Origin of the sequence: Vibrio ziniensis, from assembly GCF_011064285.1 — a bacterium.
In the GTDB taxonomy this organism is placed as follows: domain Bacteria; phylum Pseudomonadota; class Gammaproteobacteria; order Enterobacterales; family Vibrionaceae; genus Vibrio; species Vibrio ziniensis.
Genome location: NZ_CP049331.1, coordinates 1,476,170 through 1,491,809, shown reverse-complemented (window position 1 = coordinate 1,491,809; position 15,640 = coordinate 1,476,170). Strand labels below are relative to the sequence as shown.

Here is a 15,640-nt window from a genome sequence, read left to right as displayed (position 1 = left end):
TCGCCTAAATCACAAATATCATGCGCTTTACACACAAAACAGTTACTTTCGAGTTCAAACAAATGATGCAATTTGTTTTGCGCTTTACATTACAAACGAGCAAACTGTCATAAATTATAGATATTCTTTTCCAAATTAATTAACGCATTCTAGGTATCTCATGTACAAAATCATCGCCCTTGATATGGATGGCACTCTTCTCAATAGCCAAAAACAAATTACACCTCGCACCAAACAGGCTATTGCCCTAGCGAAAGAACAAGGTGTGCGTGTGGTGCTTGCATCAGGTCGCCCTATTGATGGTATGCGCAGCAAGCTGGAAGAACTGGAGTTAACATCAGATCAAGATTACGTCCTTCACTACAACGGCTCGATGGTTCAGAATGTAGCCACTGGCGAAGTTATCTATAAACAAATCATCGATGGTAAAGCCGCAAAAGCCGTAGCTAAACTTGCTGAAGAGCTTGGCGTCAATACTCATGCATTTAGCCAAATTCACGGTCTGATCACTCCACGCGTCAGTGAGTTCACCGAGCTAGAATCAAAAATTAATGACGGTTTAAAAATTACTGAGATGGATTTTTCAGAACTCGAAGACGATCACCCAATCATAAAAACCATGATTGTGGCGGAACCTAGTCTGCTTTCTGCTGCTATAAAGAAGATTCCAGCTCACATGCATGAACAATTTACGGTTGTACAAAGTGCTCCACACTTCCTAGAGTTCCTCAATACGCAAAGCAACAAAGGTGTAGGTATCAAAGCCATTGCCGATCATCTTGGCGTACCTGCTAGTCAGGTTATGTGCATGGGTGATGCTGAAAACGACCATCATATGATTGAATACGCAGGAATGGGTATTGCGATGGCCAATGCGATGGAAGAAACAAAGCGTATCGCGGATTACATTACCTTGAGCAACGATGAAGACGGTGTCGCGGCGGCGATTGAAAAATTCGTGTTGTAACTAACGATACAGAAACAATAAAGGGATGAATCCTATCAGTGGTATTCATCCCTTTTCTATTAGAGTGGTGATCTCAAAGCCCATATTTTTAAACTTTGTAGCCCAGTCTAATCAGACTTTGACTATTTCTTTTCACTGCCAGGTTTAATCACTCGTTGTTGACTGTGAAGCAAAGAAAATTCTTGCGTTAGCTTAGATAGCAAAACACAAACACGCTTCCTGTCTGCTTTAACCTGTTTTAAACGCTCTCCCAAGTGAGCAGGACTGCTAAATTCTTCCCTCACAGCATCTCTACGACAAAGATCAATTACATTAAACAAACAGTCTTTTTCAAACAAAACGATTTCTGCTTGCTGCATATACCTTAGAGCCTTCATCGGTAGAAGCTCAACGTCGTTACCATATTCTATCCATGTCACATCACTATGGTTTTCGATCTCATTTTCTAAAGCAGATACATACAGAACTTCCAATTGTTCTCGCGAATTTGCTTCCTTCACTTGCGTTGATGAAAAAAACATTTCCCAAAACTTGCGACGTAGATCAACTGCTGGTAGATGCTCTTTTATCGAACTTCTCTTTGAAGCGCCAAACTCAGCCAGTAGACCTAAATTTTGTGGCAATACCGATTCCAATGTCTCTCGAATGTTGCGCACAAGCACTGGTGACGCGCCTCCGCTGGAAATAGCAATTTGAATTCGCCCTCTATCTATCATCGAAGGTGTGATGAAATCGCAGTATGGTAAATCATCCACCACATTGACTAAAACACCAACAGATTTTGCATCTTTATGCACCTGATGATTTAGAGACGGGTTGTCCGTAGTCGCCCAAACCTGTATGAAGCGATTGGTTAAAACACTAGGGGAATAGAAGTTCTGAATCCATTCGCACTTCCCTTGCTCCACAAGCGTATGTAAGTAATGAGCTATCTGAGGCGAAACGATTGTCACTCTAGCGCCAGCACGTAGTAACGCGTCAATTTTACGACATGCAACTTCGCCTCCACCAACGACTAAAACGGCTTTATTTGAGAGATCTAAGAACAGAGGAAAATATTGCATTTATTTTTCATCACAATGTATATAACTATTCGGTTATGCTAACAAAAAAGGTGCAACAAAATCACTAGTTAAAGCCCATCAAATAATTAATGACTGAATTTTGCGCTATCAATAGATGAAAATATAAGAAAAATCTTACAAGAGCATTTTTATATATTAACCATTCAGTCAATTATCCCGAAGACATTCTGTTGCACCAATGATGAGCCTAGTTGCACTATTTACATTGGAACAACATTTAGACATTCTAAACATAGCTTAGGTATGTGATTTCCATCGAAAATCTTTTTAAATTATGTATTTGAGAAATCCGCGCTTTATATCTACGCTTATAAACGATTGATTAATAAGTGCTCATGAAAGAGCAACTCAATCGCAAAATTAATTATAAAACACAACATTTATAAAGCTTGTATCAGGGATTACCTGGTCAAACATGGATCATACAGGAAGGATACAAATGGCGAATAAACTCACACTTCTTGCCACAGTTGTAGCGGCATCTTCTGCCTTCGCAGCAACGTCAGCATCGGCAGCAGAAAGTACTTTAGACAAAGTTTTGGCTGCTGGTGTTTTGTCATGTGGTGTAAGTACTGGTCTACCAGGCTTTTCTAACCCTAACGCTAAAGGCGAATGGGAAGGGATTGACGTAGAATACTGTCAAGCAGTGGCTGCTGCAGTTCTTGGCGACAAAACTAAAGTAAAATTTGTACCACTAACAGCTAAAGAGCGTTTCACAGCACTACAATCTGGCGAAATCGATATTCTATCTCGTAACACAACATGGACTCTTCAACGTGATACAGCGTTAGGTTTGAACTTTGCAGGCGTTAACTACTACGACGGTCAAGGTTTCATGGTTAAGAAAGACCTAGGTGTTAAAAGTGCAAAAGAGCTTGATGGCGCTTCTATCTGTATCCAATCTGGTACAACTACAGAGTTGAACCTTGCAGACTACTTCCGTGCAAACGGTATCACCTACAAACCAGTTGTATTTGATACATCAACTCAAACAGCTGCAGGTTTCGACGCAGGTCGTTGTGACGTTCTAACAACTGACCAATCTGGTCTTTATGCACTACGTCTAAACCTAGCTGATCCAAACTCAGCAGTTGTACTTCCAGAAATCATTTCTAAAGAGCCTCTAGGCCCAGTAGTTCGTCAAGATGACGACAAATGGTTCAACGTTGCTAAGTGGACTCTAAACGCTATGATTAACGCAGAAGAGTACGGTATCACTTCGGCTAACGCAGATGCGATGTTGAAGTCTGATAACCCAGAAGTTAAACGTATTCTTGGTGTAGACGGTCCTAAAGGTTCTGGTCTTGGTATTCGAGATGACTGGGGTTACCAAGTCGTGAAACAAGTGGGTAACTACGGTGAGAGTTTCGAACGTACTGTAGGTAAAGGCTCTCCACTTCAAATTGCTCGTGGTGCTAACGCACTATGGAATGCGGGTGGCTTCATGTACGCTCCACCAATTCGTTAATTCCTCTCCGTTTATAGATATGGAAAGAAATTGGGCGGTGTAAGCCGCCCTTTGTCTAAATGGATAAAGAGGTTATCGCTGTATGAAACCTATGACAAATTCGGTGCAGAAGGCAACAGAGCCTTCGACTAAAAGCACCAACCTTCTGTACAATCCCACTTTTCGCTCGATTGTCTTCCAAGCGGTTGCGATCGCGGCTCTGATCTTTTTCTTCTATACCATTATCAACAATGCGTTAACGAATCTTAGCGCGCGTGGTATAGCAACAGGCTTTGCCTTTTTAGATCAACCAGCGGGATTTGGGATTGGCTTAACTCTTATAGAGTATGACGAAACATTCTCGTACGGACGTACGTTTTTTGTTGGTCTACTTAATACTGCACTAGTATCAATTCTAGGTATTTTCTTTGCTACAATTTTGGGCTTTATCTTAGGTATTGCTCGTTTATCTTCAAACTGGCTCGTTAGCCGCTTAGCTGCGGTTTACATCGAAACATTCCGTAATATTCCATTACTACTACAAATTTTGTTTTGGTACGTTGCCGTACTTCAAACGCTGCCATCAGCACGCCAAAGTCTAAGCTTAGGTGAAGCAATATTCTTAAACGTTCGCGGACTATTTCTACCTACACCAGTATTTGAAGCTGGCAGTAGTATTGTTATAGGGGTATTCGTTTTGGGCGTAATAGCGACTATCGCTATCAGTATATGGGCAAAAAACAAGCAACGCTTAACAGGCCAGCAAACTCCGATGCTAAGAATTGGTCTTGGTTTATGTGTAGCTTTACCTTTGGTTGCTTATTTCATCATGGGTTCTCCAATTTCTGCGCAATACCCAGTATTGAAAGGATTCAACTTCCAAGGTGGTGTGAGCATCATCCCAGAACTTGCGGCCCTATTATTGGCTCTAACTATCTATACTGCATCGTTCATTGCTGAGATTGTACGTTCTGGTATTAATGCTGTAAGTCACGGACAAACTGAAGCAGCAATGTCACTTGGCTTACCTCGTTCAAAAACGCTGAAATTGGTTGTGATTCCACAAGCTCTTAGAATCATTATTCCACCTTTAACAAGCCAATATTTGAACTTAACCAAAAACTCATCCTTAGCGATGGCGATTGGTTATCCAGATCTTGTTTCTGTGTTTGCAGGTACAACACTTAACCAAACAGGTCAGGCGATTGAAATTATCGCGATGACAATGGGCGTCTACTTAACACTTAGCTTGCTCACATCACTATTGATGAATATCTACAACCGTAAAGTAGCATTGGTGGAGAGATAAGATGAAAGTACATCAATTTCAACCAAGTCTTCCACCTCCAGTCAAAACGACAGGGATTGTGGGTTGGTTTAAGAAAAATCTGTTTAACAGTCCAATCAACTCCGTTGTAACCATTATTTTGGCTTACTTTGCTTTCCAAGGCATATGGGGCATCTTTAACTGGGCATTAATTAATGCAGATTGGGTTGGTACAACTCGTGATGCATGTACCGGAGAAGGCGCTTGCTGGGTGTTTATCAGCGTTCGTTGGCAACAATACATGTACGGGTTTTACCCGGAAGCAGAACTATGGCGCCCTCGCCTGTTCTTCTTCACGCTAGCCGTATTTGTTGGTTTGATTGCTTACGATAAAACGCCTAAGCGTACTTGGATTTGGCTATTTTTCGTCAATATATACCCGTTCTTGATAGCTGCATTGCTATATGGTGGTGTGTTTGGACTAACTGTAGTTGAAACTCACAAGTGGGGTGGACTCTTAATCACGCTCATCATCGCTCTTGTAGGTATTGTCGTTTCATTACCGATCGGGGTGTTATTAGCGCTTGGTCGCCGTTCCAATATGCCAATTATACGCAGTCTATGTACTGTCTACATTGAAGTATGGCGTGGTGTACCGCTGATCACAGTATTATTCATGGCCTCTGTTATGTTGCCACTGTTCCTTTCACAAGGTTCAGAAACAGACAAACTTATCCGTGCTTTAATCGGTGTGGTTATGTTTAGCTCAGCCTATATGGCAGAGGTGGTTCGTGGTGGTTTGCAAGCAATACCAAAAGGCCAATATGAAGCAGCAGATGCTTTAGGTCTTTCATACTGGAAGAAAGTCGGACTGATTATTCTTCCACAAGCTTTAAAAATCACAATTCCATCAATCGTAAATACATTTATCGGTCTATTTAAAGATACCAGTCTGGTACTCATCATAGGTATGTTTGACGTACTTGGTGTTGGTCAGTCGTCAAACACTGACCCTAGCTGGCTTGGTTTCGCTACAGAAAGTTACGTATTTGTCGCGTTAGTGTTCTGGGTGTTCTGCTTTAGCATGTCGAGATACTCGATTTGGCTAGAAGGCAAACTCCATACCGGTCACAAACGATAAACAATAATTCAGGGAACGTATTATGACGCAACAAACTGCAGAAGATTTCATGATTCAAATTAAGGACATGAACAAATGGTACGGTGAATTTCACGTACTAAAGAACATCAATCTGGATGTTAAAAAAGGCGAAAAAATCGTTATTTGTGGGCCTTCAGGTTCAGGAAAATCAACCATGATTCGTTGTATCAACCACCTAGAAGAACACCAAAAAGGTCAGATTCTTGTGGCGGGTACAGAGCTTACTGAAGACTTAAAAAACATTGAGGCGGTTCGCCGAGAAGTTGGAATGTGTTTCCAACACTTCAACCTCTTCCCTCACCTAACAGTTTTAGAGAACTGCACGCTCGCTCCAATTTGGGTTAAGAAAATGCCTAAAGAGGAAGCAGAAGCGATTGCAATGAAGTTTTTAAAACGCGTTAAGATCCCAGATCAAGCAGACAAATACCCAGGTCAGCTTTCTGGTGGTCAGCAACAACGTGTAGCAATTGCTCGTTCTCTATGTATGAATCCACAAGTGATGCTATTCGATGAGCCAACCTCAGCACTTGACCCCGAGATGGTTCGTGAAGTACTGGACGTTATGGTTGAACTTGCTGGTGAAGGTATGACTATGCTTTGTGTAACTCACGAGATGGGCTTCGCAAAAGAAGTCGCAGACCGAGTTATCTTTATGGACGCAGGTGAAATCATCGAAGAAAACAATCCAAAAGATTTCTTCGAGAACCCACAGTCAGATCGTACACAAAACTTCCTGTCTCAGATACTTCACCATTAATCCGTAACGGGATTAAGGCGCAAGTACTGTATTATTTAAAGAGGCGACTTAATCGCCTCTTTTCTTTTGTAACTAACGATTTAATTCATCCAATCCCGACAACAACTGCTTTAAATTAGTGTTAATATTGGACCAGAGATAAACTTAAATGAACGGAAATATTGTGTTACAACTTATCACGCTTATTTAAACCGTTTTTGTTTATTATTTTCAGTAACAACACAAGGCAGAGGCTTGAAAAATGGAACTATTAGCCTCATTAATGTCTATATAAACAAGAAACACCTTTCAATGAGGAAGAGTAAAAGTATGAACACTCCTATGTATTCTCGTTCTACAAGTGGTTTAAACACACTTGAGATTAACAAAACGCTTAAAAACACCTATTTCCTACTGTCGATGACGTTAGTAACCAGTGCTATCGCAGCTGTAGTAACAATGGCGATGGGTATTTCACCAATCATGGCGCTTGTGATGCAAGTCGCTGCAATCGGTGTTCTATTCTTCGCTCTACCTAAAGCAATCAACTCATCAATGGGTATTGTTTGGACATTCGTGTTCACCACATTAATGGGTGGTGCGCTTGGTCCAATGCTTAACTACTACGCAGCTATTCCAAATGGTCCATCGATTATCGCTCAGGCGCTTGGCTTAACTGGTATGGTATTCCTTGGTCTTTCTGCATATACAGTAAGCAGCAAAAAAGACTTCTCATTCATGCGTAACTTCCTAGTTGCAGGTCTAATCATTGTTATCGTTGCAGCTATCATCAACATCTTTGTTGGTTCTACAATGGGTCAACTAGCAATCAGCAGCATGTCGGCACTAGTATTCTCTGGTTTCATCCTATTCGATACTAGCCGAATTGTTCGTGGTGAAGAGACTAACTACGTTAGCGCAACTATCTCTATGTACCTGAACATTCTTAACCTGTTCACTAGCCTACTGAGCATCCTAGGCATCATGAACGACGATTAATAAGTCGTTAAGCTTTGATTAATTACAAGAGCCCGAGAATTTCTCGGGCTTTTTTCTTCTTGAGCAAAATGAATCCCTTCGCTACCCTATGCGCAATTATTTCAGCAACTGACTGTTAAAACAATGTTTGAATACAACGGCAACACTATTGAAACTGACGCTCAAGGCTATCTATTAGATTCAACAGAATGGGTTGAAGGTATGATGGATATTTTGGCTGAGCAAGAAGGCATTAACCTGACGGAAGCACATATTGAAGTGGTACTTTTTGTACGCAACTTCTATGAAGAGTTCAACACATCCCCAGCGATACGTATGCTTGTAAAAGCCATGGAAAAAGAACACGGTCCAGAAAAAGGCAACAGTAAATATCTATTTAAACTGTTCCCTAAAGGTCCTGCAAAACAGGCGACCAAACTGGCAGGTTTACCAAAACCCGCTAAATGCCTCTAATTCTTTAGCTAGCACCATATTTCTGTAAGTCTTTTAATGAAAGAGGCTTACAGAATTTCAAATCCTCGGTAACTCTTGTCTGTGGTGCACGTCGTACGTACAATCTTCTCAACCGACGCCGTTCTTGGTCCGGTTTTTAACCACTCATAAAACTCATCGACGTGCTCGTTTGAACCACATGCAATCACTTCTACGTCGCCATTGTTGAGATTTTTGGCGTATCCCGTTAAACCTAGCTTTAGGCCCTGATGTGAGGTGTGATAACGGAAGCCAACACCCTGCACTACTCCCGAAACGATAAATTTTTCACACTTCGCTGCCATTCGAATTCATCCCCCAATTTTCAATTCCTATAAAGAATAGCCAATAGTTAGCTTATTGTTTCAGCTAAGTCACACTATTAGATAATGATCTTACTTTCTAAAATGCTGGGGGTTTATAGATTGATGTACATCACTTAATTTTGAATGTAATAAGTCGAGTTGCTTTTCATGCTCAGTTCCACGACAATACTCGACCTTTTCTATCATTCTTCAGAGTAGATCAATGACTTCTGCAATCTATTTGGTCAAAGGCCGCGATAAATCATTACGTCGTAAACATCCGTGGGTATTTTCTCGTGGTATTCAACGCATCGAAGGTGAACCAACGTTAGGTGAAACTGTAGACGTTTATGCAAACGACGGTCAGTGGTTAGCGAAAGCAGCGTACTCTCCTCACTCTCAAATTCGTGCTCGCGTTTGGAGCTTTGAAAAAGAAGATATTGATAGCGCGTTTTTCGTTAAGCGTATTCGACAAGCTCAAATGCTTCGCGATGATTTTATCGAGCGTGACGGCTTAACCGGTTACCGTTTAATCGCAGCGGAATCGGATGGTTTACCTGGTATCACTATCGATAAATACGATAACTACTTAGTTTGCCAACTTTTAAGCGCAGGTGCGGAATACCAAAAAGACGCCCTAGTAAAAGCATTGAACACCTGTTTCCCTGACTGCCATATTTACGAGCGCTCTGATGTCGCCGTACGTAAAAAAGAAGGCTTGGAAGAGCGTGTTGGCGTACTTCATGGTGAACTGCCGCCTAAGTCAGTAGTGATCGAAGAAAATGGTATCAAAATCAATGTTGATATCGTCAACGGACACAAGACTGGTTTCTACCTTGACCAACGTGACAGCCGCTTCCAATCAATGAAGTATGTGAAAGATAAAGATGTACTGAACTGTTTCTCATACACAGGTGGATTTGGTTTGTACGCGCTTAAAGGCGGAGCAAAACGCGTTATCAACGCTGATGTTTCTCAACCTGCACTTGATACCGCTAAATTTAATGCCGAGCTCAACGAGTTTGATATTTCTAAAAAACGCGCAGTGTTCCTCAATGCTGACGTATTCAAGCTATTACGTGAATACCGCGATCAGGGAACTAAATTTGATGTTGTCATCATGGATCCGCCAAAGTTTGCCGAATCCAAAGCGCAGTTGACAGGTGCATGTCGTGGTTATAAGGACATAAATATGTTAGCAATGCAAATTCTAAAACCTGGCGGTACGTTGCTTACTTACTCATGCTCAGGCTTGATGGAACAAGCTTTGTTCCAAAAAATCATTGCTGATGCGGCATTAGACGCAGGACGTGACGTCAAGTTCGTAGAACGTTTTGAACAAGCAGCAGACCACCCAACAGATACCGCTTATCCAGAAGGTTTCTACTTAAAAGGTTTTGCTTGTAAGGTATTCTAAAAATACTTTCTGCATTCAAACACTCATTAAAACGGTCGCTTCTGCGACCGTTTTAATGCTTTAAAGGCTAATTCTTTCCACTCTATTCCGACCATTTCTTTTCGCATTAAGCAACGCATGATCAGCAAGCTTTAACAGGTCTTCGTAGTCTTCAATAAACTCACTACTTGAAACACCGATGCTGACAGTAATTCTTAGTTGGAGAGCAACATTATCAAAGTTGTGCGCCTCAATTGCAGCGCGCAAACGCTCAAGATAAATGTCAGACTCACTATGGTTAAATAATAGAGTGAACTCTTCACCACCCCATCGAGCTAACAGGGTGTCGCTGTCAATATAACTTCTCAAAACATTAACCACTTCAACAATGGCATGATCACCCACCAAGTGTGAATACTTGTCATTGATGAGCTTGAAATGGTCAATATCAAGTACAGCCACATGCAAAACTTCGCCACTTTGTTTCGCCATGCCAAATCGCTGCTTAAGCTGCAAATCAAATGCTCGTCGATTCGCTACACCTGTTAATTCATCTTCATGAGACAATTTTTCGAACATCTCAGCCTGAGAACGTAGTTCTTGTGTTTGCAACTCAACTTGTTGTTTAAGGTACATGGCGCTGCGTTTCAACATCTGAATGCGCCAAAAAACTCCCGATCCAATCAAAGCGACAATGGATAAAATAATGAAAACGATGACGTCTTTGCGCTGCCAGAATAAAGGTTCGACATCAAACTCGTACAATATTTTCGCCTCTGTCCAACTGCCGTATGGGTAACGGGCGCTAACAAGAAATTTATAATGTCCTGGATGTAAATTAGTAAACTCAGCAGTGCGGCTACTACGACGCTCAGACCAATCGTAATCAAACCCTTCCAACTTAGTGCGATATTGGATACGTTGAGACATTACATAGCCTAAGCCAACATAACTAATGGAGACTCTGCTCGTCCCTGCAGGTACAAAATGCTGTAGATCCGGGTTAATAGCATCCGAATCAAAGCGAACAGACTGTAATACTACAGGCAATGGATTACGACTTAATTTGTATAAGTTGTTAGGATGTATGGCAGCGACACCTTTCGCTGTTGCAAAATAAATAGCACCATTACTGAGCTTAGCGGAAGCTGGGTTTGAGCCACCATTAGCTTGACTGCTTGCCATACCATCGGTTTCATCAAAATGCTCAAAAATAATATTCGATTCTTCTTTGTCGGCGACTTGATGGGCTCTATTTGCATCAATTTTCCAGATACCTCGGTTACTAGACAGCCAAAAATAGCCATCGTTATCTTTTTGAATTTGAAAAAATTTATCAATCGGCAAACCTTGCGGACGCCCTACTAATGCGATTGATTGATCAGATTGACGATAGCGAACAATTCCCCGATCCGTTGCAATCCACACATAGCCTTTCTCTAAATAAAAACCAAAAGCATACTGTGACTGTTCCAATTTATCTAAATCTATATTTATAAACTTGTCGCCATCCCAGAATCCAACACCAACCCCCGTTCCGATCCAAATGTGACCTAACTCGTCTTCAGCTAATGCCATCACATAATCGTCACTTAGTCCATTTTGCTGGGTAAAGTGCAATAAGGCTCCATCAGGTTGCTTTTTCACTAATCCAAATGGAGTTCCTATCCAGAGGTTATGCTGAGTATCTTCTAGGATCGCGCGCACCTCATTGGTTGGTAAGCCTTGTTTATCTGTAACAATAGGCTCAACAATTCCGCTATTCCAATGCATTAAACCCTGTTGGTACGTTCCAACCCACACACCACCATCTGAAGCATTCGCAAGGCTAAGCACGGATAACGAAACATCACTCTTTATTGCCGGTTGAGCAGTGTCTTGTTTAATCAGACTTAATCCGTTACTAGAGCCCGCTAGAAACACATCATCCTCAATAGGCAGTAAAGTACGCACATAATTTCCGACCAAACCTTTATCTTGTGTGATAGACATAAATGGCGCATTACGCAGACGGATGAGTCCACCGTTAGTACCAACCCAAATGCTACCTTCGATATCCTGATACCAAGAAAGAACACGGTTGTTCGGTAAACCTCTGCTAGCATCCAGAAATTCGAGAACGCCGTCAGACAAACGCGCAAGCCCCTTATTGATAGTGCCAAACCAGATATTGCCGTCTGTGTCTTGTTCAACAACAGTGACAACTGTTTTATCCATACTTGGCTCAATCAGCGTGAGTTCGTTTCCATCAAAGCGCCACGCCCCTCGGTTTGTACCCAGAAACAGTTCGCCATTTTGTGCAAGTGAAAGGTAATACACTTTTTCGAAGCTTGATGTTTCAATTCTTTCAGCGGAAGAATCCGACAGTCTAAACAAACCTTTTTCAGTTGCGGCAAAGATTTTATTGGATGTATTTTGTACCAAACGATAGGCACTGGTATTTTCTAGCACCCAAACATTTTCGCTGTAAGAACCGTCAGAATTCAGTTGGCGACGAACAACTCCCTGTCCTTCAATAGCGAGCCACTGATTGCCGAATTGATCAATCAGTACATGGTTCACCATGCTTGGGGCTACTGGTTGCTGATGCCAAGTAAAACCCGTTCTCAAACTGAGGCTGCCTCTTGCACCACCAACCCATAAAGAATTATCTTCTGCAGAAACTAGAGCACGCGTTCCCGAATCCAACATATGTGTGTCAGGGTTACGATCGAACAATCTAAACTCTAGACCGTTATATCTCGCCACGCCCTCCCATGTTGCAAACCACAAATAACCGTCCTGCGTTTGGGCAATTGCATTGATACTGTTATGAGGTAATCCTTCTGTGGATGTCCATGTATCGACATAGTAATCTGATAGTGAGTTAGGCGTTAAAAGGCTACTTTGCGCCCAAGTATAAATGGGCCAAAACAAACCTATAAGAATGAAAACAAAAATACGGCTAAGAGAAGAATATCGGGAAGAGATCATTTAACGTTTTACATCCTTTGCAACTAACGTTAACCACATCGAAATTTATAATAATTTAACAATCAAATATCACCACGCCTAATACCTAATGTCTATGAGAAGTTACAGAATACGCAACTTTTATCATCTCTTTCACGTTTTTGGTGCATCCAGTAATCTCCATATTGTAATTAAATCATTTACCGTTCTCTATTTTCTTAAAAATGAGGCTTATCTACCTATCTATAAATAAATGATCCATTCTCCATGTCGACACTCCCTTATTGGACTATGTTTTATCAGTATTCAGTTGCAACCAATTGAAATATCGATACCTGTAATACATATATTCTGCACTTAAAATTAATGACAAATGTATTAAAGCAACGTGAAATAAGGAGTTGGACATGGACAAAAATGGAGCAAGTACTGGCCGAAAATGCCCCGTAATGCACGGTGGGATGACTTCGTCAGATATGTCGGTTATGGACTGGTGGCCCAAAGCACTTAACCTCGACATCCTGCATCAACATGACTCAAAAACAAATCCTCTGGGAACTGATTTTTCATACAAAGATGAACTCAAGAACCTCAATGTTGAAGCCCTAAAAAACGACTTGAAAGCACTAATGACCGATAGTCAAAGTTGGTGGCCAGCCGACTGGGGCCACTACGGTGGCTTAATGATCCGTATGGCATGGCACGCAGCTGGTAGTTACCGCATCGCTGATGGCCGAGGCGGTGCTGCAACTGGCAATCAGCGTTTTGCACCGCTTAACTCTTGGCCCGACAACGCAAACCTAGACAAGGCACGCCGCCTTCTTTGGCCGATAAAGCAAAAATATGGTAACAAAATCAGTTGGGCAGATTTGATCATACTCGCGGGCAACATGGCTTATGAATCGATGGGTTTCAAAACCTTTGGCTTCGCATTTGGTCGTGAAGATATCTGGCAACCAGAGAAAGACACTTACTGGGGCTCAGAAAAAGAGTGGCTTGCACCTAGTGGAGGTAAAGGCAGTCGCTACTCCGGAGAACGTGATTTAGAGAACCCACTCGCAGCAGTAATGATGGGCTTAATTTACGTTAACCCAGAGGGTGTGGACGGCAATCCTGACCCGCTGAAAACCGCCAAAGATATGCGCGTCACCTTCGCCCGTATGGCGATGAATGATGAGGAAACCGTTGCTCTAACCGCTGGTGGTCATACCGTTGGTAAATGTCACGGCAATGGCAATGCCACAAATTTGGGCCCAGATCCTGAAGGCGCATCGCTTGAAGAACAAGGCTTAGGTTGGATGAATCATCAAACTCGTGGCATTGGGCGAGACACAGTCACCAGTGGTATAGAAGGCGCATGGACCACAAACCCAACTCAATGGGATAACGGTTACTTCTATCTACTGTTCAAATACGATTGGGAACTCAAAAAAAGCCCAGCAGGTGCTTGGCAATGGGAGCCGATTAACATTGCGCCTGAAGATAAACCAGCCGATGTAGAAGACCCATCAAAACACTACAACCCAATTATGACTGACGCCGATATGGCGCTCAAAATGGACCCAGACTATCGCAAAATTTCCGAGCGCTTTAGAGATGAACCTGACTATTTCGCAGATACCTTTGCAAGAGCTTGGTTCAAACTCACTCATCGCGATTTAGGACCTAAGGCTCGTTATCTAGGACCAGATGTACCAAAAGAAGATCTAATTTGGCAAGACCCAGTACCTGTAGGTAGCACTTCTTATGATGTTGAAGCCGTTAAGTCGAAAATTGTAGCATCAGGTTTAGCTGTCAATGAACTTGTTGCGACTGCTTGGGACAGTGCCCGAACCTTCCGAGGCTCAGATAAACGTGGAGGTGCGAACGGTGCTCGCATTCGCTTAGCCCCTCAAAAAGACTGGCTAGGTAACGAGCCAATGAGGCTAGCTAAAGTCTTGAAGGTATTAGAATCGATTGCCACGGAAACAGGTGCTAGTGTTGCAGATACCATCGTCCTTGCTGGTAATGTTGGTGTTGAAATGGCAGCACAAGCAGCAGGCTTTAATAGTAAAGTTCCATTTAGCCCCGGGCGTGGGGATGCGACGCAAGCACAAACAGATGTTGAGTCTTTTGAAGTTTTAGAACCATTGGCGGATGGGTTTAGGAACTGGCAAATGAAGGACTATGTTGTTAGCGCAGAAGAAATGTTACTCGACAGAGCACAGTTGATGGGGTTAACCGCTTGCGAAATGACAGTCCTGATTGGTGGTATGAGAGTACTTGGGGCTAACTACGGTGGAACTTCCCATGGTGTATTCACTGACAGAGTTGGTCAACTCACCAATGACTTCTTTGTTAATCTCACCGACATGTCTTATACATGGAAGCCTGTAGGTGAAAATGTCTATGATATCTGCGATAGACAAACCAATAGCAAGAAATGGACAGCAACGCGCGTAGACCTTGTGTTTGGTTCCAACTCAATACTTAGGGCTTACGCAGAGGTTTATGCTCAAGATGACAGTAAAGAGAAGTTTGTGAAAGACTTTATTTCAGCTTGGGTAAAAGTCATGAACGCTGACCGTTTTGACTTAATCTAAGTCTTATATCTCCCTTTCTCTTGGTTCTTTTCTATATACTAAGGTGAAAGGGAGTTATTACATTCTGGGTAAAAATATGATCAGATTAAGTAGCGATGCAACAGTGACTTTTCCTGATTGCTATAATCTAAATAGCTTGTAGATCTATTGTCTAGCTTGCATTCAACTGATCCAGAAGATATTTACTAGTTACTTCACAAATAACCGCACAAACGGTATATTTCATTCATAATAAAAATGCTTCAACCACAAATTGCTATGTTTATATAAA

General features: G+C 42.0%; 12 protein-coding genes. 9 read left to right on the top strand and 3 right to left on the bottom strand.

Annotated elements, in window-relative coordinates; translation table 11 throughout:
- Window positions 1-160: 160 nt before the first annotated feature.
- Window positions 161-967 carry a Cof-type HAD-IIB family hydrolase gene (locus G5S32_RS06775; RefSeq protein WP_165311296.1) on the top strand — a complete coding sequence of 269 codons (807 nt, stop codon included), beginning with the start codon at window positions 161-163 and terminating at the stop codon, window positions 965-967.
- A 122-nt stretch (window positions 968-1,089) separates the two neighbouring features.
- On the opposite strand, the gene G5S32_RS06770 is transcribed toward G5S32_RS06775, so the two are convergent.
- Window positions 1,090-2,031 carry a precorrin-2 dehydrogenase/sirohydrochlorin ferrochelatase family protein gene (locus G5S32_RS06770; RefSeq protein WP_165311295.1) on the bottom strand — a complete coding sequence of 314 codons (942 nt, stop codon included), beginning with the start codon at window positions 2,029-2,031 and terminating at the stop codon, window positions 1,090-1,092.
- A 460-nt stretch (window positions 2,032-2,491) separates the two neighbouring features.
- Between G5S32_RS06770 and G5S32_RS06765 the strand changes: the two genes are divergently transcribed.
- The 6 genes from G5S32_RS06765 to G5S32_RS06740 all read left to right on the top strand — a co-directional run bounded on the left by G5S32_RS06765 (window position 2,492) and on the right by G5S32_RS06740 (window position 8,116).
- On the top strand, window positions 2,492-3,520 hold the full coding sequence (locus tag G5S32_RS06765) for an amino acid ABC transporter substrate-binding protein (protein WP_165311294.1): 1,029 nt from the start codon (window positions 2,492-2,494) through the stop codon (window positions 3,518-3,520).
- Between the two features lie 82 nt (window positions 3,521-3,602).
- Window positions 3,603-4,808 (top strand): amino acid ABC transporter permease, encoded by a 1,206-nt coding sequence (locus tag G5S32_RS06760; protein ID WP_165311293.1) that lies wholly within the window; start codon window positions 3,603-3,605, stop codon window positions 4,806-4,808.
- A gap of 1 nt (window position 4,809) precedes the next feature.
- A complete protein-coding gene (locus G5S32_RS06755; RefSeq protein WP_165311292.1) occupies window positions 4,810-5,907 on the top strand; it encodes an amino acid ABC transporter permease in 1,098 nt (365 codons plus the stop codon).
- Between the two features lie 22 nt (window positions 5,908-5,929).
- Window positions 5,930-6,685, top strand: coding sequence for an amino acid ABC transporter ATP-binding protein (locus G5S32_RS06750; protein ID WP_165311291.1), 756 nt, complete (start codon window positions 5,930-5,932; stop codon window positions 6,683-6,685).
- A gap of 309 nt (window positions 6,686-6,994) precedes the next feature.
- Window positions 6,995-7,663, top strand: coding sequence for a Bax inhibitor-1/YccA family protein (locus tag G5S32_RS06745; RefSeq protein WP_165311290.1), 669 nt, complete (start codon window positions 6,995-6,997; stop codon window positions 7,661-7,663).
- Between the two features lie 123 nt (window positions 7,664-7,786).
- On the top strand, window positions 7,787-8,116 hold the full coding sequence (locus G5S32_RS06740; protein WP_165311289.1) for a TusE/DsrC/DsvC family sulfur relay protein: 330 nt from the start codon (window positions 7,787-7,789) through the stop codon (window positions 8,114-8,116).
- A 47-nt stretch (window positions 8,117-8,163) separates the two neighbouring features.
- Here G5S32_RS06740 and yccX read toward each other — a convergent pair whose 3' ends face one another.
- Complete coding sequence (gene yccX / locus G5S32_RS06735) at window positions 8,164-8,439, bottom strand: acylphosphatase (RefSeq protein WP_165311288.1); 276 nt, start codon at window positions 8,437-8,439, stop codon at window positions 8,164-8,166.
- A 223-nt stretch (window positions 8,440-8,662) separates the two neighbouring features.
- Between yccX and G5S32_RS06730 the strand changes: the two genes are divergently transcribed.
- A complete protein-coding gene (locus tag G5S32_RS06730; RefSeq protein ID WP_165311287.1) occupies window positions 8,663-9,856 on the top strand; it encodes a class I SAM-dependent methyltransferase in 1,194 nt (397 codons plus the stop codon).
- 60 nt (window positions 9,857-9,916) lie between these two features.
- Here G5S32_RS06730 and G5S32_RS06725 read toward each other — a convergent pair whose 3' ends face one another.
- Window positions 9,917-12,808 (bottom strand): ligand-binding sensor domain-containing protein, encoded by a 2,892-nt coding sequence (locus tag G5S32_RS06725; protein WP_165311286.1) that lies wholly within the window; start codon window positions 12,806-12,808, stop codon window positions 9,917-9,919.
- A 386-nt stretch (window positions 12,809-13,194) separates the two neighbouring features.
- Here G5S32_RS06725 and katG point away from each other — a divergent pair, with 386 nt between their 5' ends.
- Window positions 13,195-15,369: a catalase/peroxidase HPI gene (katG, locus tag G5S32_RS06720; protein ID WP_165311285.1), complete on the top strand. Its 2,175-nt coding sequence runs from the start codon at window positions 13,195-13,197 to the stop codon at window positions 15,367-15,369.
- The last annotated feature ends 271 nt before the right edge of the window (window positions 15,370-15,640 follow it).

Excerpts from the sequence above, each read along its gene's own strand:
- G5S32_RS06775 (WP_165311296.1), top strand. The coding sequence starts at position 161 with ATGTACAAAATCATCGCCCTTGATATGGATGGCACTCTTCTCAATAGC.
- G5S32_RS06770 (WP_165311295.1), bottom strand. The coding sequence starts at position 2,031 with ATGCAATATTTTCCTCTGTTCTTAGATCTCTCAAATAAAGCCGTTTTA.
- G5S32_RS06765 (WP_165311294.1), top strand. The coding sequence starts at position 2,492 with ATGGCGAATAAACTCACACTTCTTGCCACAGTTGTAGCGGCATCTTCT.
- G5S32_RS06760 (WP_165311293.1), top strand. The coding sequence starts at position 3,603 with ATGAAACCTATGACAAATTCGGTGCAGAAGGCAACAGAGCCTTCGACT.
- G5S32_RS06755 (WP_165311292.1), top strand. The coding sequence starts at position 4,810 with ATGAAAGTACATCAATTTCAACCAAGTCTTCCACCTCCAGTCAAAACG.
- G5S32_RS06750 (WP_165311291.1), top strand. The coding sequence starts at position 5,930 with ATGACGCAACAAACTGCAGAAGATTTCATGATTCAAATTAAGGACATG.
- G5S32_RS06745 (WP_165311290.1), top strand. The coding sequence starts at position 6,995 with ATGAACACTCCTATGTATTCTCGTTCTACAAGTGGTTTAAACACACTT.
- G5S32_RS06740 (WP_165311289.1), top strand. The coding sequence starts at position 7,787 with ATGTTTGAATACAACGGCAACACTATTGAAACTGACGCTCAAGGCTAT.
- yccX (WP_165311288.1), bottom strand. The coding sequence starts at position 8,439 with ATGGCAGCGAAGTGTGAAAAATTTATCGTTTCGGGAGTAGTGCAGGGT.
- G5S32_RS06730 (WP_165311287.1), top strand. The coding sequence starts at position 8,663 with ATGACTTCTGCAATCTATTTGGTCAAAGGCCGCGATAAATCATTACGT.
- G5S32_RS06725 (WP_165311286.1), bottom strand. The coding sequence starts at position 12,808 with ATGATCTCTTCCCGATATTCTTCTCTTAGCCGTATTTTTGTTTTCATT.
- katG (WP_165311285.1), top strand. The coding sequence starts at position 13,195 with ATGGACAAAAATGGAGCAAGTACTGGCCGAAAATGCCCCGTAATGCAC.